Origin of the sequence: Niastella koreensis GR20-10 (assembly GCF_000246855.1) — a bacterium.
In the GTDB taxonomy this organism is placed as follows: Bacteria; Bacteroidota; Bacteroidia; order Chitinophagales; family Chitinophagaceae; genus Niastella; species Niastella koreensis.
This window is the reverse complement of sequence record NC_016609.1, coordinates 4,534,841-4,558,941: the sequence shown is the minus strand read 5'-3', so window position 1 is coordinate 4,558,941 and position 24,101 is coordinate 4,534,841. Positions and strand designations below refer to the sequence as shown.

The following is a 24,101-nucleotide window of genomic DNA, read 5'->3' as shown; positions in this document are numbered from 1 at the left end:
CCAAAGTAAATGAAATTATTGATATGATGAGACAGGCAAAGGGCAGAGGGCTAAAGGCCAAGGTAGCGTGCAATATTTGTCTTAATGACACTTTAACTGGAACTCTGAACCCGGAACTCTGAACTGCGAACTAAGAATTGTATCTTGCTGCCCAAGCAGGGCGCAACCCTGGTAAGTCTTGTTCCGTCTAATTACCCATATATCCATCTATATGCACCTGAAAACCTGGCTTCGTTTTTCCTTATTGTTAACGGTTGTTAGTCCTTTTTCCCAGTCATATGCACAAAAGCAGCCGCTTCGCCTGTGGTATCAGCAACCTGCTGCCACCTGGACGGACGCCCTGCCGCTTGGCAACGGCCGCCTCGGCGCGATGGTGTTTGGTGGCGTAGGGGAAGAACATTTACAACTGAATGAGGAAACCCTGTGGAGCGGCCGGCCGCGTTCGTATTCGCATCCCGGCGCGGCACAATACCTGCAGCCAATGCGTCAGTTGCTGGCGGAAGGTAAACAGGCAGAGTCGGAAGCTATGGGTGAGAAATATTTTATGGGCCTGAAAGCTCCCGACGACAGCGCCTACGAATTACAGAAAGATACCTGGTTCAGGTCTGTGCGGGCACAAATAGAACCAGCTGGGGTAACGTATAACGATAATAACTGGCCTGCCATGCAACTGCCAACACCCGAAGGGTGGGAGCGGGTTGGGTTGGAAGGTACCGACGGTTCGCTGTGGTTTCGTACTTCCTTCAATGTGCCGGCAAAATGGCTGGGTAAGAACCTGGTGCTCGATCTGGGCCGCATCCGCGATCTGGATTATACTTATGTAAACGGTCAGCTGGTGGGACACGATGAAGGCATCAGTAAAAAAAGAAAATATACCATTCCGGCTTCGGCATTAAAGGAAGGAAAGAATACCGTGGCCATCCAGGTTATTAATTTTTTCGATAAAGGTGGTTTTACCGGGGTGAAGGGCACGGCCAGAACGTTGGTTGTATACCCTGAAGGTGGTGATGTTGATACGGTGTCACTGGGAAATACCTGGAAGTATTTTATTCAGAACGATGCGCCGCCGGCCCTGCCTCGTTACGAGGCCGATTACCTGCCATTCGGCGATCTGTATTTCCGTTTTGCGCATGGCAATAACAGCAGCGATTACCAACGCTCACTCGATCTGGATAATGCCATCTCCACCGTCTCCTATACGGCAAATGGTGTTTCCTATAACCGCGAATATTTTATCAGCGCCCCGCATCAATGCGTGGTAATGCATGTAACGGCCAGCAAACCCGGCGCGTTGTCGTTACAGGCGGTATTGAATACGCCTCATAAAAAATATGTTGTAAAGAAAATTGATGATCATACATTGTCCTTGTCACTGGAAGTAAGCAATGGCGTATTAAAAGCGGTAGGGTATCTGTATGCTACGGCAACAGGTGGCAGGCTAACGGTAAACGACACGGCCATCAACCTGCAGCAGGCCACGGAAGTAAATTTTTACCTGGTGGCCGCTACCAGTTTTAAAAATTATAAAGATGTATCGGGCGATCCGGTGGCTGCCTGTAAAGCGGCCCTGGCCCGGGTAAAAGGTGTTCCTTACGCTTCTATAAAAACAGCGCATCTGAATGAATACCACAAATTGTTCGAAACCTTCAGTTTCACTGTTCCGGCAGGAAAGAACAGCGGACTGCCGACGAACGAACGCATCCGTCAGTTCAACATGAAGGACGATGCAGCACTGGTACCCCTCTTTTTAATGTACAGCCGTTATTTGTTGATCTCCTCTTCCCGGCCGGGCACACAGCCTGCCAACCTGCAGGGTATCTGGAACGATCTGTTGACGCCACCCTGGGGCAGTAAGTATACGACCAACATCAACCTGGAAATGAATTACTGGACTGCCGAAGTGTTGAACCTCTCCACCTGTACGCAGCCTTTGTTCAACATGATAAATGAACTGGCCGTAGCAGGACATCAAACGGCGAAAGACCATTATAACGCGCCGGGTTGGGTACTGCATCACAATACCGATCTGTGGCGCGGCACGGCGCCTATCAATGCGAGTAACCATGGGATCTGGGTTACCGGCGCTGCCTGGCTGACCCTGCACATATGGGAACATTTTCTTTACACGCAGGATACTGCTTTCCTAAGGGCGCAATACCCCAACCTGCAGGGCGCTGCGCAGTTCTTCGAGCATTTCCTGGTTAAAGATCCGAAGACCGGTTATTTGATCAGCACGCCCTCCAATTCCCCCGAACATGGCGGGTTGGTAGCTGGTCCAACCATGGATCATCAGATCATCAGAGAATTGTTCCGGAATTGCAGTGCAGCTGCTGCGGTGTTGAAAACAGACGCTGCTTTTGCTGAAAGACTGAAAACGCTGATCCCGCAAATTGCGCCTAATAAAATCGGCAAACACAATCAATTGCAGGAGTGGATGGAGGATATAGATGATGTAAATGATCAGCACCGCCATATTTCTCATTTATGGGGGGTATTCCCCGGTACCGATATAACCTGGAAAGATTCCGCTATGATGAAAGCGGCCCGCCAGTCGTTGATCTATCGCGGCGATGGCGGCACCGGCTGGAGCCTTTCCTGGAAAGTGAATGTATGGGCCCGGTTTAAAGAAGGTGATCATGCCTTGTTGATGGTCAGGAACCTGTTTACACCTGCTATGGACGACAATGGCCGCGAAAGAGGCGGCTTATATAATAATTTATTCGATGCACACCCGCCTTTCCAGATCGATGGTAATTTTGGCGCCTCTTCGGGTATTGCAGAAATGATCATGCAAAGCCATACCGGTGTGATTGAATTATTACCTGCATTACCTGGTGAATTACCCGATGGGGAAGTGAAATGCATGTGCGCCCGTGGTGGTTTTGTACTGGATATCAGCTGGAAACAAGGCAGGTTAAACCATTTGAAAGTTGTTTCTAAAAACGGTAACACATGTCATCTGAAATATGGCGCAAAGGAAATTGAATTGGCAACAAAAAAGAATGGCAGCTATATATTTAACGGTAGTCTGAACCGTCAATAGAATTTGAAGCATGATTAAAAATATTCTGGTCCTTTTTTCATTGTTGTGTGCATTGCAGGCGTTGGCTCAACGCAGTGATGTTTTGTTGAATAGTAACTGGCAATCCATTGCTAACGATACCAATCGGCATGCGTTTGATGGGTTTGAAAATCCGGCATTTAATACAGTCAGCTGGCAGGCGGTAACAGTGCCGCATAATTGGGATGCCTATGAGGGCTACCGCCGCTTGTTGCATGGCAACCGCCATGGCTATGCCTGGTATCGCAGAACATTTACGGTAGCCCGTAAAGAAAATGGTAAAAGATATTTTTTATGGTTTGAAGGAGTGGGTTCTTTTGCTACAGTGTGGGTGAATGGAAAAAAAGCAGGTGAACATGCCGGTGGAAGGACCACGTTTACCATCGATATTACCGATCTGCTGGTCGACAATAACAAACCCAACCTGCTGGCAGTGCGTGCCGATCATCCGGCCAATATTCAAACCCTGCCCTGGGTTTGTGGCGGCTGTTCAGACGAGCGGGGTTTTAGTGAAGGGTCGCAGCCCATGGGTATTTTCCGTCCGGTTCATTTAATTACCACCAATGCAATCCGGGTAGAACCGTTTGGGGTGCACATCTGGAACGATACAACGGTGTCGGAAAGATCGGCACAGTTGAACCTGGCAACAACAGTAAAGAATTACAGCAATAAACCGGTTACCATTACTATCAGTCAGCGCCTGTTGAACAGGGCAAAACAGGTAATGGTTACTGCAATGGCTAACAGTACTCTGCAACCGGGCGCGGTGGCCGAAACGCCGCAACAACTGCCAATCATAAAAACGCCTCACCTGTGGTCGCTGAGCGATCCCTATTGTTACACCCTGGTAACAGAAGTGTTACAGAATGGAAAAGTGACAGATGTTACCGAAACGCCTTATGGCATCCGGTGGATCAGCTGGCCCATTGGCAGAAGCGGCCCTTCCAAACAATTCTTCCTGAATGGTAAACCGGTTTTCATCACAGGTATTGCCGAATATGAGCACCTCATGGGCGGTGGTCATGCATTCAGTGATGCGGAAGTTACGGCCCGGGTGCAACAGATAAAAGCAGTTGGCTTTAACGCCTTTCGCGATGCACACCAGCCCCATAATCTGCGCTACCAACACCTGCTGGACAGCCTGGGCCTGCTTTGGTGGACGCAACTCTCGGCCCACATATGGTACAATACCCCTGAATTTAAAAATAACTTTAAAACATTGTTGAAAGAATGGGTGATAGAACGGCGTAACAGTCCTTCCCTGGTTTTATGGGGGTTGCAAAACGAAAGTAAGATCCCCGAAGACTTTGCAAAGGAGTGCACGCAACTGATCCGCGAACTGGACCCCACTACATCGGCTCAACGAAAAGTAACTACCTGTAATGGTGGCGAAGGCACCGATTGGGATGTGCCGCAAAACTGGACGGGCACCTATGGCGGTAATCCTTCTGCTTATGCCAGTGATGTTATCCGCCAGCAATTGATTGGCGAGTATGGCGCCTGGCGTACCCTGGATCTGCATACGGAAGGAGGCTTCGTACAGAATGGGGCCCTGAGTGAAGACCGCATGACGCAATTGATGGAAACCAAAGTGCGGTTGGCCGAATCGGTGAAAGACAGTACGTGCGGACAGTTCTTCTGGATCTATACCTCGCACGACAATCCCGGCCGGGTGCAGAGTGGGGAAGGGTTCCGCGAACTCGATCGCATTGGCCCGGTGAACTATAAAGGTTTGTTAACTCCCTGGGAAGAACCGCTGGATGCGTTCTATATGTACCGCTCCAATTATGCGCCCAAAGAAACATCGCCCATGGTGTATATTGTTTCGCACACCTGGCCCGGCCGCTGGACAACACCCGGTATAAAAGATGGCATTGTGGTATACTCCAATTGCGATGAAGTAGAATTGTTCAATGATGTAAATAATGCTTCCTTAGGCAGGCATAAAAGAAATGGCATCGGTACCCATTTTCAATGGGATGGCGTTGACATCAAATACAATGTATTGTATGCCGTGGGTTATGTGAAAGGAAAGAGAGTAGCGAGTGATGTTATTGTATTACAGTATTTGCCCACTGCACCTGGTTTCCAGGGCTTATATACCAGTCTTCCTTCTACGCAGGGTATGCTGCCCATGCTGGTAGCGCCCGTAAAAGACAATAACTACTTATACCGGGTAAACTGCGGTGGTCCCGATTATCAGGATAGTCACGGTAATATTTGGTTAGCCGATCGCGAAAAGAAATCAAACGATACCTGGGGTTCTGTAAGCTGGACAAAACAATTTCCCGGGATGCCGGCTTTCTATGCCAGTCAACGCCAGTTCTATGATCCCATTGCTGGCACCAGTGACTGGCCGTTGTTACAAACGTTTCGCTATGGCCTGCAACAGTTGCGCTATGAGTTTCCGGTGCCTGATGGTGATTACCACGTGGAGTTATATTTTATAGAACCCTGGTGGTGCAAGGGCGGATTGAATGCCAAAGGCTGGCGGCAATTCGATGTGGCTATCAATAATAAAACGGTTATCAAAAACCTTGATATCTGGTCGAAAGTTGGTAACCGCGCTTTAAGGCAGGAAGTAGATGTGCATGTAACGGGCGGACAATTAACGATCTCCTTTCCGAACATAGCAGCCGGACAGGCGGTTATTTCTGCTATTGCCATTTCTACAAAAGACAAACAAGCAAAAGCAGCGGCCCCCTCGCCTGCGTTAATAAGCAAACTGGAAATAAAGGACAGCGAACCGGCAAAAAAGATAAAAGCGCAGACCTGGCTGAATACCGGTGACAAACAATTTATCAATAGTGATGTAGCATTTACTGCATTACCACCAACCCTGTATGGGGCGGAGTGGATTCAAATGCCGGAGGCTGGGCAGTCTGCTTTGAGCTCCTTCATTGTTACAGCTGATGCTGATGTGTTCATAGCCGTAGACAGCAGTCTGCAGCGGCCGGAATGGTTAAAAGATTATGAGGATACAAAAGCAACGTGTCAAAATACAAAACCTACTACCTTTAAGTTGTATCGAAAAAGATTTACAGCCAATTCAACGGTGGCCATAGATGCAGGGGAGGCTTCGGTTAGTCGCGAGGTTGCCAATCTACCTCCCGACAGGTCGGGAGGGCCGGGGGGAGGCCTGTACTCAGTATTTGCATTGCCCGTAACCACCTTGCAACCACCCTTCGATCAAAAAGCTACCACCAGCTATAAAATGGACCAGGCGGTAACTACAGGTGAAGGCGTTTCGCGGCAAACTATAAACAAACGGGAATCAGTAGTATTCACCAGGCCAGCCGGTGGCCAGGCCGATGTTGCCATCAATACAGGAGTAGGGGATGTATACTCCATCACTTTCCGTTATTATAATCCATCAACAGAAATACGCAAAGCCACCTGGCAACTGATTCAGGCCGATGGCACCGTACTGAAAACGGAACCTATGGAGTTTACCAATACCCGCGAAGGAAAATGGAATTATTTTACTACTACCAGCGGCTCCATGATCAATGCCGGTAAGTATACCATACGCATAACTGCTACAGATGCGGAAGGCGTCGCCATTGGGGGAATCGATGTTCAGTAGACAATAGGCAATAAGCAATAGGCAAATAAAAAAGGCTGAACACAATTTCTTAGCGTTCAGCCTTTTTTAATATTGATGTATTTAAACTAACCAACTCAATAACTAACGAACTTAATAACCTACGAACCCAATAACTGCCGCTTAAGAACCAGGAAGCACCACGCTATTCAGATACATCTCCAAATTGGTGTATCCTTCCGTAGTAACCGCATTCCCATCCTTCGCATCTTTCGGATTTAAGTTATGTTCTTTTTCCCAGCTATCAGGAATGCCATCGCCATCAGTATCTTTTAAGACCTTGCCTTGTTTATAAGTGGCCCAGCCACCAACAGCCATTGGGCTATCGATGATACCGGCTTTGCCAAATACGCCTTTACCCGAAGCGATCTTGTGTTGCACCTCATATATAACGCGGATATCGGTAGAATCCCGTTGGGGCAGGGTAGCGCCGGCGCCGGCCAGTACCGCGGCCAATGCGTCTTTGGCGCTTTGCTGGTTACCTATTTTTAGGGTAACAAATGCAGAATCGGCTTTTGCCAGCGGGCGGCTTTCTTCAGGCAGTTCTGCCAGATCGATCCCTTTCCAGTTGTCTTTTGTGAGTTCTTTATTGCCAGCCATCACATTGCCGGCAACATACCATTGACCAACCCGGTTATCGGGGTTTTTGGCATATAAAACGTGCAGGAATTTTAACGTGTCATTGGTTGCCGGGCCGGGTTGATAATAATTGTTCACCATATTCACCTGCGATACGCCGCCAGGGATCTTTATATCCCCGCCATAACAGGCATTGGCGCTGCCCCAGTTATAATTCACGTTATTGCGGTAATCGACCAGCGCTATGGTGTCGTGCGCCCGGGCGCCATTAAAGCGCACCGTGCGGTTGTTCAGGTGCGCGTACAGGTTGTGATGAAATGAGGCGTTTTGTCCGCCCCATACGCCACCATACGACCGGTGTCCTTTGTGATGCCCGGCTTCATATAAACCTTCGCTTACAATACACCATTGAATGGTGATATTTTTAGTGTCGTAGGCGGCCACCACTTCTTCATTGGCCCAGCTGAATGAACAATGGTCAACAATAATATCGTGACAGTTCTCGATGTCAAGTCCATATACACCCAGGTAATACGTGCTGCCCGGTCTGCTCCGGATGTACCGGATAATGATATTGCCGTGGTTACGGCCTTTATTGGCGCCATTGATAATAAAGGAATGTCCCTTTAAACAAATGCCATCGCCCGGCGCCGTTTGGCCGGCAATGGTTATATTCGATCTTTTCAGCGTCAGCGGGGTTGTTAATTCAATGATGCCCGAAACCTGGAAAACAACGGTAAGGGGTTCATCGGGGTAAGCAGCCAGGGCCTGCCGTAAACTGCCGGGGCCATCGTCGTGTAAATTGGTGACAACTGCTACTTTACCACCGCGGCCGCCGCTTGCATATTTGCCATAACCTTCCGCACCGGGAAAGGCAATTGGCTGGGCTTTTGTATTTTTAAACGCTGAAAGCGCCAGGAGAGCGATAAAGATGGTTTTTTTAGGGGGGTGGAAGCATTTTTTCATGACGGCTTGTTTTGAGCAGTATTATGGGTGTTAAAAGTAGTAAATAAGTTTTAGACGTCATGGAAAACAGTCTTCCTTCGATAAATGTATTATGTACGCTTATATCTTTGCAAAAATTGATGGTGGTGCCAACTTTTTTACCGGGACGCCCATCTACACTAAAACAACGATAGTGAAAAAATGCATCGGAGTTATTTTACTACAGGTATGTATGCTGGCGGCCTGGGCGCAAACGGATTCAACCGTACCCGATTCGGTAATGCAGCGTATTTACGAACAGGTGAAAACACCTTATAAATATGGGCTGGTGGTAGTGCCTGCGGATAATAGTAAAAAACTCGACTGTCCAACCGTTTTTCGCAAGGGAAAGAACTGGTTCATGACCTATGTGATCTTCAATGGTCGCGGGTATGAAACGTGGCTTTCTGAAAGTAAAGACTTCCTGCACTGGACTACAAAAGGCAAACTACTGTCTTTTTCTGCCGATACTACTTTGTGGGATGCCAGTCAAAAAGCCGGTTACCCGGCATTGGAAGATATTCAGTTTGGTGGCAGTTACCAATGGCAACCATACAATAAAAAATACTGGATGTCGTATTTCGGTGGCCGAGAAACCGGCTACGAGGCAGGCTTGTTATCACTGGGGATGGCTTATTCTGCAAAGGATCCATCAACGCCACATGAATTCGAACGGCAATCTCAACCGGTTCTTACTTCCAGGGACAACGATGTGCGGTGGTGGGAAAATAAAAAACAATTCAAAAGTTCTGTTATCTGGGATAAACAAAAAATTACCGGTCATTCCTTTGTTATGTATTATAATGCCAATGGCGATTCGGCAAAAGACAATAAGAAAACGCGTTGGTTTGAACGCATCGGCATGGCAGTGTCTGATGATATGGTGCATTGGAAACGCTACGGGGCGGAACCTGTGATGCATCACCCGGTGGGCATTACAGGCGATGCGGTTATTCAACAGATCGGTAATGTATATGTAATGTTTTACTTTGGCGCGTTCTGGCAGGACCGTAAAGGAGCCTTTAACCGTTTTGCCTGTTCCTATGACCTCGTTCACTGGACCGACTGGCAGGGCGCCAACCTCATAGAATCTTCCACGTCCTATGATGAGCGCTATGCCCATAAATCGTTCGTGGTTAAATATAACGGGGTTGTATACCATTTTTACTGCGGCGTAAATAACAAAGAGCAGCGGGGAATAGCGGTGGCTACTTCAAAAGACTTAGGTAAAAGTGAAGTTGAGTTTGTAAAATAGTGAGTAGTGAGTAGTGAGTGAACTCGCTATTTTTTAGAATTCCGAGTAATCGTGAACCAACTCACTACTGACTACTCACTACTGACTAAAAAAGCATTTTAATGAAAAGATATTTCTATATAGTAGCAGCCCTGTTAAGCAACTACATTGCCTCTGCCCAACGAACCATCATCGACTTCAATCCCAACTGGAAATTCTGGTTAGGAGATACGTCAATTGCGAAAGAACCGGGTTACCGTGATGATAACTGGCGAACGCTTAATCTGCCGCACGACTGGAGTATAGAAGGGGAGTTCAGTGAAAAAAATCCGGGTACGCCGAACCAGGCGGCCCTGCCAACGGGTATTGGCTGGTACCGCAAAACATTTACGCTGCCGGCAGGCGCGGAAAATCAAAATGTGTTTATTGAGTTTGACGGCGTATATCGTAACAGTGAAGTATGGGTAAATGGTCATTACCTGGGCAAACGGCCCAATGGTTATGTTTCATTCGGGTATGATATCACCCCGTATTGTAACCCCGGTTCTGCCCAACAGGTAATTGCCGTTAAAGTAGACAATTCCCTGCAACCCAATTCCCGGTGGTATACCGGCTCGGGTATTTACCGCAATGTGCGGCTGGTACTTACCAATAAAATAGCCATCGATCAGTGGGGCACTTTTATTACAGCCCCAACGGTAAATAATAATGTAGCGATAGTTAATATTCAATCAACCATAAATAACACAACCGGGCAATTAGGACATGGCACCCTGTTTACGACTATTTATGATGCATCGGGCAAATATGTAAGTAAAGGCATTGCCTGGTTGCATGGCGCACCCGGCTGGCCGGCGGGCAAGGCTACCTATAGTTATTCCACTGCCATTAATAAACCCATCTTATGGTCTGTTGAAAATCCCTATTTATATAAGGCGGTAACAAAAGTGATGGTGAATGGCAAAGTGGTGGATGAATATGTAACGCCGTTTGGGATTCGTTATTTTGATTTTGATGTACAAAAAGGCTTCTCCCTGAATGGCAGGCCAATGAAAATACTGGGTGTATGTATGCACCACGATCTGGGTGCATTGGGCGCCGCCGTAAATGAACGCGCCATGGAGCGGCAGTTACAGATCCTGAAAGATATGGGCTGCAACGCCATTCGTACGGCGCATAATCCACCTGCTCCGGAATGGCTGGCCCTGTGCGATAAAATGGGGTTCCTGGTGTTGGATGAAGCTTTTGATATGTGGCATAAGAAAAAGAACAAGTTCGATTACAACATCGATTTTGATCAATGGCATAAACAGGACCTGGAAGACCAGGTAAAAAGAGACAAGAATCACCCTTCGGTGATCATCTGGAGCATTGGCAATGAGATCCGCGAACAGTTTGATAGTACGGGTATTCCGCTTACCAAAGAGCTGGTTGGTATTGTAAAAGCGCTCGATACAACAAGACCGGTTACCTCGGCCCTTACTGAAACCGATACTACTAAAAACTTTATTTACCAGGCCAATGCATTAGACTTGATGGGAATGAACTATAATCAGCAGTTGTATCCTGATTTTCTGCAGAGATATCCTGGTAAAAAATTCCTGGCCACCGAAACCATGTCGGCCCTGGCAAGTCGCGGGCATTATGATATGCCGGCAGACAGTGTACGGTTCTGGCCTTTAAAGGGGCAAAAATTTGTGTCGCCTGGCAACCCTGACTATACAGTTTCCGCATATGATAATGTAGCAGCGTATTGGGGCTCCACCCACGAACAAACCTGGCGTATAATAAAACAATATGATTTTTTATCAGGGTTGTTTGTATGGTCGGGTTTCGATTTCCTGGGGGAACCGGTACCATATCCCTGGCCGGCAAGAAGTTCTTATTACGGAATTGTTGATCTGGCGGGTTTTCCCAAGGATGCCTATTATATGTATCAGAGTGAATGGACCAGCAAAACAGTTTTGCACCTGTTACCGCATTGGAACTGGGAAGCAGGTAAGGAAGTGGATGTGTGGGCCTATTATAATAATGCCGATGAAGTGGAACTGTACCTGAACAATCGCTCAATGGGTGTTCGTAAAAAGCAACCACTTGATTTTCACGTACAATGGCGTGTAAAATACGAACCCGGAACGTTAAAAGCCGTGAGCCGTAAAAACGGCAATATAGTTAGTACAAAAACCATCAATACTGCAGGTATTCCGGCAAGGCTCGAAATAGTGCCAGATAAAAAAATCCTCCATGCCGACGGAAAAGACCTGTCTTTTATCACCGTTCGGATTTTGGATAAAAATGGCAATTTGGTGCCTGCTGCCGACAATAAAATAACCGTTGAAATCGTTGGTAAAGGAACATTGGCCGGAATGGACAATGGTTATCCCGCCAGTTTGGAATCGTTTAAAGCTGCCTCCCATAAGGCTTACAACGGTTTATGTCTCGCCATTATTCAGGCAAAACCCGAAACAGGAAACATTCAGGTAACATTCAGCTCCCCTGGTTTGCCATCAGCTACTACTGTACTTCAAACACACTAATTCATATTAAAAAGTATTACCGGGCGTTTGTTAAAAAATAGTAAAATATTCCATCATTTTAGTGAAACCTTACATTGTTTTCAGATAGGGGCACTTGTACCTTTATTCGGGAATAATGAATAGATAGCAGAGAACAATGCTAATATTGGTTAAGTGATCCTGATCCATTGTAATCTGAAGAAGATTGAAACGATTGAGCATATGAAGCGTTTGCTTGCCCGGTCTTCCTTATTCGCACAGTTTGATATGGCATTCTTTAGCCACCAATATCACCAGCGCAATATCCGGTCAAACCAAACACTCTCCTTGCGAAATCTACTCAAATCAACAAGACAGGCTTAGGTCCCACGCTACAAAATCAACAGCGTTCAAAAACCAGTTCCGTTGAACACATGTACTGTTTATCGAATGCCAGGTTCGTTACACGCAATCATTAAAACAGATAGTTAGAAATAAAAGCATACTTAACTAAAAAGAAAAAGAGCTTTCGGCTAATGGTCCGTTAGCGTATTTTTCGCTATGTCTATGATGAAACGTACAGGAAGTTTATATGTAGCATTGATGGCGCTTACCATATTAATGATGGTGCTGTCTGTAAGTCTGGTTTCTGCACAAACAACTGCCCCCACACAAACAAAAGAAGAGTACAAAGATGTAATTGCCAAAAGAGCTGACAAGATCGTTGCAGCGTTAGGTAGTACTGATGCTGTCTTTAATAAAAAGGTATCGGCTGTTGTGGCCGATCAATACATTGCGCTGGGTAGTATCCACGACACCCGCAATGCGAAGATCAAGGAGATCAAAGCGAAGGATTCTGTATTGACAGATAAAGACAAAGCTGAGATTGAGAAGCTGACAGCCGATGCTGATAAGGACCTGGAAAAATTACATGCAAAATATCTTGCTAAGTTAGCAAAGCTTTGTACGCCCGAACAAATAGAGGGTATTAAAAATGGTATGACCTACAACGTATTAAACGTTACCATGACGGCTTACAATGAGATGTTACCAAATTTAACCGCAGAGCAAAAGAAGCAGATACTCGATTGGTTAACCGAGGCGCGTGAGCATGCGATGGATGCCGAATCATCTGATAAAAAACACGCCTGGTTTGGAAAATACAAAGGTCGCATCAACAATTATCTGGCTAAAGCCGGCGTTGATATGAAACAGGCAGAAAAGGAGTGGATGGAGCGGATCAAGGCGAAGAAAGAAGCTGCCAAACAAAGTTAATATCTAGCATTTACTAAGTATTTTCCAATAGCGACGGGGAAGTGTGTTTGAATAACACTTATCTGTAGTCGCAATCACTTAAAATTGTATGATAGACTTCCTAAATCCTAAATCAATCACTCGCAAGGACATTGCAAAAAAGTTTTTTCAGTCCTAAAAACTAATGCTGTATGAATCTGCAACAAACAAAAAAGTTCTCCCTTTCATTTTTCCTGCTGATGCTGCTGGCAGCGGGCGCCTTTGCCCAGGCGAGACCGGTGACCGGACAGGTTACCGACATCGAAGGCAAACCCGTACCTGGCGTAACCGTAATCGTTAAGGGAACGGCCGGCAACGTAATTACCGATAAAGAAGGTAAGTTCAAGGTGATGGCCACTCCCGAGCAAACAATTGAGTTTACACACATTGCATATGCTTCCAAAGAAGTAAAAGTAGGAGCACATCCTACCATAGATGTAATGTTGACCAAGGCCGACTCCCAGATGGATGACGTAATTGTAATTGGTTACGGCTCCCAGCGTCAAAGAAATATTACCGGGTCTGTAGCCAGTGTAAACCTGGCCAGATTGGGCGATCAGCCGGTGGCTACTGTAGCGGACGCGTTAAGAGGGCAGGTGCCAGGCTTGAACGTACAGGCACCGGGAACGGGTATGCGTCCCGGCGCAACTCCAACTGTTACCGTTCGCCAGCAATTCAACTGGGGTAAAGATGGAGGATCTCCGAGTCCCCTCATCGTTATCGATGATGTGATCCAGGTGGATCCTTCAACCGGTTTGTCATCTTTGGACCGTTTTAATATGCTCGATCTGTCGGAAGTGGAAAGTATTACCGTGTTGCGTGATGCTACTGCTGCCATTTACGGTTCAAGAGCCTCACAGGGAGCTATCATTATAAAGACAAAAAAAGGAAAGATCGGGGCGCCTAAGATCAGTTATTCTGGTAAATTCGAGACCAATAATGCGGTGAGCTTTGCCAAAACGCAGAGTGCCTATGACTATGGCATATTTACCAACCGTTTTGGCCGCGCCCTGAACTGGTCGGCTGAAAAGTTTTTCAGCCCTGCGGAACTGGAAACGATGAAATCGCTCAATTATGATTGGCTGGATCATGCCTGGAGTGCGGCGAACGCCATGCAACATTCAGTGACCGTTAGCGGTGGTGCCGAAAGAGCTACCTACTTTTTTGGCGGGTCTTATTACACCCAGGGTGCTAACCTTGGCGTGAACAAGTTTAACAGATATTCTTTCAGGGCCGGTACTGATGTAACGGTGGCAAACGGGCTGAAATTCTCAGCTACTTTGGGCGCCAACAATTCAGATCTGCATAAATCATTTACAAAACTCAATATCGGCGATGCCTACAGTCAGGGTTCTGAACAGGCGGATTTTTCCGTTTTGCAGCATACGCCTAAATACATACCCTGGAGCTGGAATGTAAACGGGAAGGACCAATGGGTTTCTCCTTCAGCAGGCCCCAACCAGGTAGTATCAATTCCTTCCAGTGGAAAGCTGCCTAATACCAACTATTTTGCCCTGTTGAACAACGGGTCCAGTACTTCAACCCAGACATTTAATTATAATGCCAATTTATCACTGGCCTATGATATCCCTTTTATAAAAGGCCTATCGGTTAAAGGTGTTTATGCGATCCAATCAACCAACTCTAAAACCGATCAGGCACAATTGCCGTTTATTCTAGTAAATAACGTGGATGGAGCCAAACAGGATAAACACTTATATAACGACTCAACAAATTGGTCGGCCCCTACGGTAAACAATAAACAATCACGTGCTTCATTTGTCTCTTCTACCGGTACCACATCACAAATGAACTTCTTTGTGAATTATGAGCGTACTTTTGGCGATCACAGCATTTCTTTTGTTGCTTCAGGTGAGCGGGCAAAGAATACGTATTATGACAATACGTTGTTCTACAATACACCTGGTCTCGGTGTATATAATGGTACTTCAGTTACCGCGGGAACAATAGATCCTACACTTACTATTTCTCACAAAGTGGAAAGTGGTTCCCTTTCTTATTTAGGCCGTTTAAACTATGCCTATAAGAGCAGATACCTGTTCCAGTTTATTTTCCGTTCAGATGCCTCCTCACGTTTTGCACCAAAGAATTACTGGGGTAAATTTCCCATGGCTTCTGCAGGTTGGGTAATATCTGACGAAGACTGGTTTAAAGACAACGTAGGTTTTGTGAACTTCCTGAAGATCCGTGGTTCAATGGGTATAACAGGTAATGATAACGTAAAACCCTGGAAATGGCTGCAGACGTATACTATCTTACCCGGTACTGGAATTGGCTTTGGTTCCAATGGTGGACAGTTTACAAATGGTGTAACACCCGAAGTGGTGCCAAATCCGGACATTAAATGGGATAAAAACGTTCAGCATAACCTGGGTCTTGATTTCAGTTTGTTAAAAAATCGCCTGTCTGTAAATATCGACAAGTACTGGAATAACTACTCCAACCTGCTTACCTTAATGACGGGAGCGCTGGGAGTACCCTGGTCAGTGGGTGGTGGATTTGCTGAACAAAACTATTCAAATGCCAATGCCTGGGGTGAGGAGATCACCGTTACCTGGAAAGACAGGATCGCCAATAAGGTTGATTATTCAATCAGCATGAACTTTGGTATCGGCGACAATAAAACTACCAAATACTTCGATCAGGCAATCAAGTATCCTGCTGATATGGCAACAAGAAAACAGGTTGGTAATTCAAGTACTAACATTCCTGTCTATGGACTTAGAGTATGGAAAAATACTTCAACCGGCGATGGGATCTTACGTACAGACGATGACATCAATAATTACTGGCAGTACCTTACAGATAACGCCAACAAATCAGGTGTTGCCGGCGCTGCGCCTGGATACAATGGTATTTCAACAAAAGCCGGGATGAAAAAAGGGATGGTCGCCTACCAGGATATCCGTGGTGCGATCAATGCAGACGGAACTTATGGCGGGCCAAATGGCAATATTGAGGGTTCAACACAGGACTATGATCTGTTGAAAAAAGACAACAGGACCTATGGTATCAGTACCAACCTGAATTTTGCCTATAAAGGAATTACTTTACAGGCACAGATTGCTACTTCATGGGGTGGCTATAACACCATCGATTGGATAAGAAACTCAACCAGCAGTACTGCCGGCGCTATCTGGGCGCAGTCGATCCTCGCGAATTATATGTATGATTCAACAGATAACCCTAATGGTAAATATCCAAACATGGTAAATGCTGATTTTGGTGGCACCAGTTCAGACGCTGCTTTCTGGAAAGTACCTTCTTTCCGCATGTATGTGCGTACGATGAGTATTGGCTATACGCTGCCTAAAAATTTGGTGAAAAGGGCCCGTCTTGATAACGCCAGGTTATACCTGTCTGGTAATAATTTGTGGGATTTCTATAATCCTTATCCACATCATTACCGCAATATGTATGATAACTTAACTATTTCTTATCCAACATTGCGTACATGGGCGCTGGGCGTAAACTTAGGGTTCTAACCAATTTGTTAACTGATTATATTGTAATATGAAAAATAAAATAGCATATCTTTTGTTCTTCATTGTTGCGGTGATGGCTGCGGCAGGATGTAATAAGAAGTTCCTGGAAGACATGAAGAGCTATGATAAGTTCGATGAGACCATGTTTCAAAGCGAGATCCTGACTGGTTCATACATCGACAGAATGTATAATTATTATTTTGGTGGTGATAACGATCCCAGAAAGGTGTTGGTGGGGAGTTGGGAAAGTAACAGATCTGGCAGTACTGAAGAACTGGGTGGCAACGTCTACTACACAGATCCTAATAAAAATTTAAACCTGGCCACACAGGGTGATACTTATTATGCCACCAAAGCGCCTGATAACGTACAAAATGAGCCTTTTACTCGCATCCGTTTTGCAAATTTTTTGCTTGAAAAAATAGATGGCGGTTCTGCTTCGGGGCTTACTGATGCATTCAAAAAAACAGCCAAAGGACAAATGTATATGTTCCGGGCGCTGCAATATTTTGATCTTGTTCGTGTGTACGGCGGCGTTCCACTGGTTTTAGAGGTGCAGGATGCCAGTATCGATGATCCGACTATTAAATTACCCCGCGCTAAATCGTCAGAGATCTTTGACCAGATCGCAAAGGACCTGGATTCAGCTGCGGCCTTATTACCCTGGAAATGGACTTCTGCGCAAACAGATTTTGGCAGATTTACAGCTGGTGTTGCAGTGGCCATGAAAAGCCGGGTGCTGTTGACCGCCGCAAGCCCTTTGTTTAATAAAAACTGGGACAATCCGGGTGATACCCGCTGGCAAAAAGCGTTGGATGCCGGTGTGCAGGCTGAACAGCTGTTAACTGCAAACGGGTATGGAACTACAGTCAAAACCGCGCAAAGTTGGGGCAATATGTTTACTGCATTTGACAACGAAGCAAATGCCAATAATGGGGAGGCCATCTTTACAGTACTGCTTTCCAATGCTACAGCCGGATCTGTCGGTGTAAATAATGGCTGGGAAAATGCAGTCAGGTTAAAAGACTATAACGGTGGTGGCGGTATTTCCGTTCCCAAAGGTATGCTCGATCTGTTTCCCATGAATGATGGAACCCGTCCTGTTATTGGTGTTAATTACAACGATACTTTCTTTTTTCAGAAAAGAGATCCCCGTTTCTATCGCACCTTTGCTTTTTCAGGATGTAAATGGGGGTTAAAATCTAATGCCAGTAAAGTAGCCTGGATCTACAGATGGAAAGATGCATCCAATAATATTGGTTACCCCGGAGCTAATGGCGGTAACTCAACAAACAGTCCGGCAGTGGTTCGTAAAGGTTCCAATGTCGGCGCCGACAGTACAGCTTTTGTCAATTCAGGCACTGATATCTATGACTTCCGCTATGGTGAATTATTACTGAATATAGCTGAGTGTTATGCCGCTAAAGGTGATGTGGCTAATTGTGTTAATTACCTCGTTAAGATCCGTCAACGTGTATATCCGGCAACTGCCAGTGCAAACAATTATGGTATAGGAACTCCTGGTAGCAAATATGCTGCTTTGGAAGCCTGCCTGTATGAGCGTCAGGTTGAATTGGCTTACGAAGGAAAGCGTTTCTGGGATTTACAGCGTTGGATGTTGTACGACGACGACGCGTCTATCGGTGATAATACCAATTCCATGTTAGGAATAGCCAAGCTTAATGGTACAGCCCGTCAGGGATATTACTGGCAGTTTAAAACGGCAGCAGCAAGTTCTAAAACTGATCCTTTGACTGCAACAGATAAGAATATTTCAATTGATCCTGATGCGGCTGCGGCAACTTTCCAGGCGCAATGTGACGCATTGCAGGCATTATATCAGGCCAAATTCCAAATAACGCCGCTTGACAAACCCTGGGACGTAAATGGCTCAACTCCTATTAATATGCTGTTCAGATCGAACTATTATATTTTGGGATTAAATAGTGCGCTTTTAGGTGCCAACCCCTGGTTAACCCAAACTATAGGCTGGGGAGATTACAATAACGTAGCTGGAACATTCGATTACAGACAATAAGCAGTTGCTACAGGGTGAAAATTTCGACCCGCTGCTATGAAAAATAAGAATCCAGAGGGTACCCTAACAGGTACCCTCTGTTGTTTTAATGCCATAGGGAATTGTACTTATAAAAGGGAATTAAATTCGGCATATTATAAAAGCTATATTATTTTTAGTAGGTGCAACTTTAACAGGTGTATCAACCGTCTGGTAAATAATAAATGTAACTTGAACCTTTAAAAAGGACCCCGAAAATACACCGACAACACGACGTTTCTCATACTGTTAAAACAACGATCTGAAAATTGTTACTAATGAAAATGAAAAAATTTCGCAACCTTCTTTTGGTTTCAGCTGTGGGATTGGCGCAGCCGGTATTTGCTCAGTACCCAAAGATCCCTCAGGACGTACAGCGGTGGTCTGATTCCCTGCTGAATGCAGAGCGTAAAACCTCTGATGAGGCCTGGGCCAAAGCATTACCCATAATTGAAAAAGAAGCCAGAGAGGGTAAACCTTATATTCCCTGGGCGGCCCGTCCATACGATTTGCCCCAGGCAAATATTATCGCATTCCCCGGTGCTGAGGGCGGTGGCGCATACAGCTTCGGTGGCCGTGGCGGTAAAGTGATTGTGGTAACCAGTCTGGAAGACAGAGGTCCCGGCACCTTCCGCGAAGCCTGCGAAACAGGTGGCGCACGTATCGTTGTGTTCAATGTTGCAGGAATCATTCACCTGAAAACGCCGGTTATCGTTCGTGCTCCCTATATCACCATCGAAGGCCAGAGTGCCCCCGGTGATGGCGTATGTATTGCCGGTGAGTCGGTATGGCTAAACACCCACGATGTGATCGTGCGTTTTATGCGTTTCCGTCGTGGCGAAACCAATGTTGGCCGTCGGGATGACGCCATCGGTGGCAACCCCGTTGGTAATATCATGATCGACCACGTATCGGCTTCATGGGGTCTGGATGAGAACATGAGTATGTACCGTCACATGTACAACGACAGCACAGGCGCCATCGAGCAAAAACTGGGCACCGTGAACATCACTATCCAGAACTCAATTTTTGCCGAAGCGCTGGATACGTATAACCACTCATTCGGCAGCACCCTGGGTGGTGAGAATTGCACCTTCATGCGCAACATGTGGGCGAACAATACCGGCCGTAACCCCTCAGTGGGTTGGAATGGTACGTTCAACTTTGTAAACAACGTTGTATTTAACTGGATGCACCGTTCCAGCGATGGCGGTGACTACCGGGCTATGTACAACTTCATCAATAACTATTACAAACCAGGCCCCGTTACTTCTAAAGATGCTGCAGTTGGTCACCGTTTCCTGAAACCCGAATCAGGCCGCAGCAAACTGAAAGAAAAAGTATATGGCCGTTGCTATGTAAATGGGAATGTGATGGAAGGCTATCCTGAGATCACTAAGAACAACTGGGCTGGTGGTGTACAGGTAGAAGAAATGAAGGATGCCGGTGAATACACCGATTTCATTAAAGTGAACGAACCCCTGCCTATGCCAAAGATCACCATGGTTTCAGCCAATGAAGCATATGGTTATGTGGTGAAAAATGCAGGCGCCCTGTTGCCAAAACGCGACGCGGTGGATGTGCGCGTTGCCGAGCAGGTTAGGACAGGTAAGATCACCTACAAAGAGGGTGTGCCTTTACCTGCTACTCAATTTGAACACCGCAAACTGCCGATCGATTCTTATAAATCTGGTATCATTACAGATCCAATACAGGTGGGCGGTTATCCTGAATACAAAGGAACCCCTTATAAAGACAGTGATAACGACGGTATGCCTGATGACTATGAGATCAAACATGGTTTGAATCCGAAAAATGCAGCCGACGCTTCTCAGTACAAAACCAAAGGTGGCTATACGAATATCGAAGTGTACCTGAACAGCTTAGTGCCTATGGCTATCGAGCGGCCCGAAGTAAGCAAAACGAATACAGCTAAGAGATAAGAAGTTCGTTCATTTTCGCAGTTGGATATTTTAGGTTACGCAAAAATGTTAGTCCTATCCCGATCGGTCGGGGTAGGACTTTCACACTAATCATCGGTAGTTATGAATTCAGCAATTCGCCCCATACATACGCCTGGTTTTGTAAACGTTTTCATAAAACCGTTCTTTATTGGCAGCCTTCTGCTGATAACCAGTGCGGGTTTCTCCCAGAAAGGTAAAAAGGCCCCTGAGCCACCCTTATCAAATGTAAAAGGCAAACTCAATTATGTTGCCGACTCCCTGGGCAACAGAGTTCCTGATTTTTCTTATTGTGGTTATATGGGCGGCGATAAAGCCATTCCCGATGCACCGGTAAAAGTAGTGGTGCCGGTAAAAGCTGGTGATGCTACTGTGCGCATTCAGGCTGCACTTGATTATGTTGCCAGCTTACCCCTTGATAAAAATATTCGTGGCGCTGTTTTATTACTGCCTGGCCAATACGAAGTGGCCGGACAGTTGTTTATTCGTGCATCCGGTGTAGTATTACGTGGCAGCGGATTTGGCGAAAATGGATCTATTGTAAAAGGAACCGGTAAAGACCGGCAAACCCTTATTGCCATTGCTGGTAAAAACGACCGGCAACTCAACACAGAAACCAGGCTTACAGATAAATATATTCCCGTTAACAGTGTAACGGTTAACGTGGCTACGCCCAATAATTTCAAAGTAGGGGATAAGGTGATCATTCATCGCCCTTCTACCCAAAACTGGATAGATGCGCTGCATACCAATCATTTTGGTGGCGGCATTACCGCATTGGGCTGGAAACCCGGTCAACGCGATCTGTATTGGGACCGTACCATTGTTGCCGTAAACAACACTGTCATTCAATTGGATGCTCCGTTAACCACTGCGCTCGATGAGCAGTATGGCGGCGGCCTTATAGCCAGCTACAATTGGAATGGCCGTATCCAGGATGCAGGCGTGGAAAACCTCCGGTTGGTATCGGACTATGATACCAACAATCCAAAAGATGAAGCCCATCGCTGGATGGCCATTAACATAGAGAATACAACCGATGCCTGGGTAAGGCAGGTGATCTTTGAACATTTTGCCGGTTCAGCCGTGTTCATCCCGGAAACCAGCAAACGCATTACCGTAGAAGATTGTAAATCGCTGGCGCCAATTTCAGAAATCGGCGGCCATCGTCGCAATACATTTTATACTGCCGGTCAACAGGTGTTGTTTCAACGGTTGTATGCGGAGTATGGCAATCATGATTTTGGCACCGGATTTTGTGCACCCGGCCCTAACGCATTTGTACAATGCCAGTCGTACCGCCCTTATAGCTTCAGCGGTGGGATAGACAGCTGGTCAGCCGGGGTATTGTTTGATATGGTGATAGTAGATGGACAACCCATCAGTTTTATAAACCGTGGTCAGGATGGTAATGGCGCCGGTTGGAACATAGCCAATAGTGTTTTCTGGAATTGTTCCGCTGCCCGCATTGACTGTTATCAGCCGCCTACCGCGCAGAACTGGTCGTTTGGCAGCTGGGCGCAGTTTTCGGGCGATGGCTTTTGGGCCGAATCGAACAACACCATCGAGCCCCGCAGTTTGTATTATGCACAGTTGAAAGAAAGATTGAAAGAAGATATATCTGGTAGGGTACAGTTGCTGTTGATTGAATCAGACGCCACCAGCAGTCCGACCGTAGCGCAGGCCGCAGAGTTAACGGCCTTATCGAAAGACCCGCAGCCTACGGTAAAGGGATTTATAGATGGCGCTCCTAAACGGCAACCTATACCCACCGTGGCAACAGGGGTAAAAACCATTGATGAGCTCGGGTATAAACAACCGGCCGCTATTCCTAATGTAGCCGCCATGCGGGTGCAAAACAGCTGGCTGGTAAGAGGCAATGAGGTGTTGACCGGCAGCCGCGGCGAATCGCCCTGGTGGAATGGCAGCGCCCGTACGTATGCCATGCCAAATGCGAAAGAAGCCGTTACCCGGTTTATTCCCGGTCAAACCGGCAAAGGACTTACCGATGACCTGGGTTGTATGACCGATGAAATGAAGGCGGGTCACGAAGTAGCTTATGAGCAAAACTACGCCTTGTGGTATGAGCGTCGCCGTGATGACCATGAACGCATTCGCCGCATGGATGGCGATGTATGGACGCCCTTTTACGAACTGCCTTTTGCCCGCAGTGGTAAAGACACTGCCTGGGATGGCCTGAGCAAATATGATCTCACCAAATACAATTTCTGGTACTGGAACCGCCTGAAACAATTTGCTGATCTCGCCGATCAGAAAGGGCTGGTACTGGTTCACCAGAATTTCTTCCAGCATAATATTATTGAGGCCGGTGCGCACTATGTTGATTTTCCATTCCGTCCGGTGAACAACATCAACAATACCGGACTGCCCGAACCGGTTCCGTTCGCCGGTGACAAACGCGTATTCATGGCCGAACAGTTTTACGATGTAACCCATCCTGTTCGCCGCGGGTTATTGCGCGCTTACATTCGCCAGTGTTTGAACAACTTTACCAGCAACAACGGGGTGATACAATTAACCGGCGCCGAGTTTACCGGTCCGCTGCATTTTGTACAGTTCTGGGTGGATGTGGTGAAGGAATGGGAAAAGGAAACCGGCAAAAAGGAATTGATTGGCTTAAGCACTACCAAAGATGTGCAGGACGCCATTTTAGCCGATACTGATCGTGCCGCCGCGATCGATATCATAGACATTCGCTACTGGCATTACCAGGCAGATGGTTCGGCGTATGCACCTCCGGGAGGACAAAGCCTGGCTCCCCGCCAACAGGCCCGTCAGTTCAAACCTAAAAAGACTTCTTTTGAACAGGTATACCGCGCAGTAAGGGAATACCGCGACAAATACGCCGGCAAGGCAGTGATCTATTCAGGCGATAGTTACGATCAAATGGGGTGGGCCGTGTTTTTGGCCGGTGGTTCGCTGGCAAATATTCCTGCTATGGGCGATGCGGGTTTTGTAGCTGCCGCATCAACCATGAAACCAGTTGATGGCGTGTCAAAAGAACAATATACCCTGGCGAATGCCGGGAACGGTTATATCGTTTACAGCAACGGCAGCGATGTTCAGGTTGACCTGACCAATGTCCCGGCCGGCTTTAAAGTAAAATGGTTTGATGCTAATAAAGGTGAAGTAATAGGAAAAGAAGAGAAGGTGAAAGGTGGAAAAGTAGTTACCTTGAAAAGCCCCAAACAGGGCGCTGTTGTAGCGTGGATCAGGAAGGCATAATTGGCTAAAGTGCTAATATGCTAATATGCTAATGTGATAATCGAACATAATGCTTTAGTTGTTTAATAGGATTTTGCGATAA

Annotated in this window: 10 protein-coding genes; 9 read left to right on the top strand and 1 reads right to left on the bottom strand. The window is 46.5% G+C overall.

Annotated elements, in window-relative coordinates:
• Positions 1 to 211: 211 nt before the first annotated feature.
• Positions 212 to 3,043 carry a glycoside hydrolase family 95 protein gene (locus NIAKO_RS17800; protein ID WP_014219830.1) on the top strand — a complete coding sequence of 944 codons (2,832 nt, stop codon included), beginning with the start codon at positions 212 to 214 and terminating at the stop codon, positions 3,041 to 3,043.
• 10 nt (positions 3,044 to 3,053) lie between these two features.
• The gene (locus NIAKO_RS17795; RefSeq protein ID WP_014219829.1) at positions 3,054 to 6,647 is read left to right on the top strand and encodes a malectin domain-containing carbohydrate-binding protein; all 3,594 of its coding nucleotides are present in this window, start codon (positions 3,054 to 3,056) and stop codon (positions 6,645 to 6,647) included.
• Between the two features lie 141 nt (positions 6,648 to 6,788).
• On the opposite strand, the gene NIAKO_RS17790 is transcribed toward NIAKO_RS17795, so the two are convergent.
• Positions 6,789 to 8,210: a binary exotoxin B/Anthrax toxin B moiety protective antigen gene (locus NIAKO_RS17790; protein ID WP_014219828.1), complete on the bottom strand. Its 1,422-nt coding sequence runs from the start codon at positions 8,208 to 8,210 to the stop codon at positions 6,789 to 6,791.
• A 172-nt stretch (positions 8,211 to 8,382) separates the two neighbouring features.
• On the opposite strand from NIAKO_RS17790, the gene NIAKO_RS17785 reads away from it, so the two are divergent.
• From NIAKO_RS17785 to NIAKO_RS17755, 7 genes are all read left to right on the top strand, one after another.
• Entirely contained in the window at positions 8,383 to 9,483 is a 1,101-nt protein-coding gene (locus NIAKO_RS17785; RefSeq protein WP_041348883.1) for a glycoside hydrolase family protein, read from the top strand.
• 101 nt (positions 9,484 to 9,584) lie between these two features.
• Entirely contained in the window at positions 9,585 to 11,999 is a 2,415-nt protein-coding gene (locus tag NIAKO_RS17780; protein ID WP_014219826.1) for a glycoside hydrolase family 2 TIM barrel-domain containing protein, read from the top strand.
• Positions 12,000 to 12,524: 525 nt separating this feature from the next.
• Positions 12,525 to 13,232 carry a DUF3826 domain-containing protein gene (locus tag NIAKO_RS17775; RefSeq protein ID WP_071884269.1) on the top strand — a complete coding sequence of 236 codons (708 nt, stop codon included), beginning with the start codon at positions 12,525 to 12,527 and terminating at the stop codon, positions 13,230 to 13,232.
• Between the two features lie 170 nt (positions 13,233 to 13,402).
• Positions 13,403 to 16,756 (top strand): SusC/RagA family TonB-linked outer membrane protein, encoded by a 3,354-nt coding sequence (locus NIAKO_RS17770; RefSeq protein WP_014219824.1) that lies wholly within the window; start codon positions 13,403 to 13,405, stop codon positions 16,754 to 16,756.
• Positions 16,757 to 16,784: 28 nt separating this feature from the next.
• Entirely contained in the window at positions 16,785 to 18,794 is a 2,010-nt protein-coding gene (locus NIAKO_RS17765) for a RagB/SusD family nutrient uptake outer membrane protein (protein ID WP_041346925.1), read from the top strand.
• Between the two features lie 296 nt (positions 18,795 to 19,090).
• The gene (locus tag NIAKO_RS17760; protein ID WP_014219822.1) at positions 19,091 to 20,755 is read left to right on the top strand and encodes a polysaccharide lyase; all 1,665 of its coding nucleotides are present in this window, start codon (positions 19,091 to 19,093) and stop codon (positions 20,753 to 20,755) included.
• Positions 20,756 to 20,857: 102 nt separating this feature from the next.
• Entirely contained in the window at positions 20,858 to 24,019 is a 3,162-nt protein-coding gene (locus NIAKO_RS17755; RefSeq protein WP_014219821.1) for a DUF6298 domain-containing protein, read from the top strand.
• Positions 24,020 to 24,101: the final 82 nt, after the last annotated feature.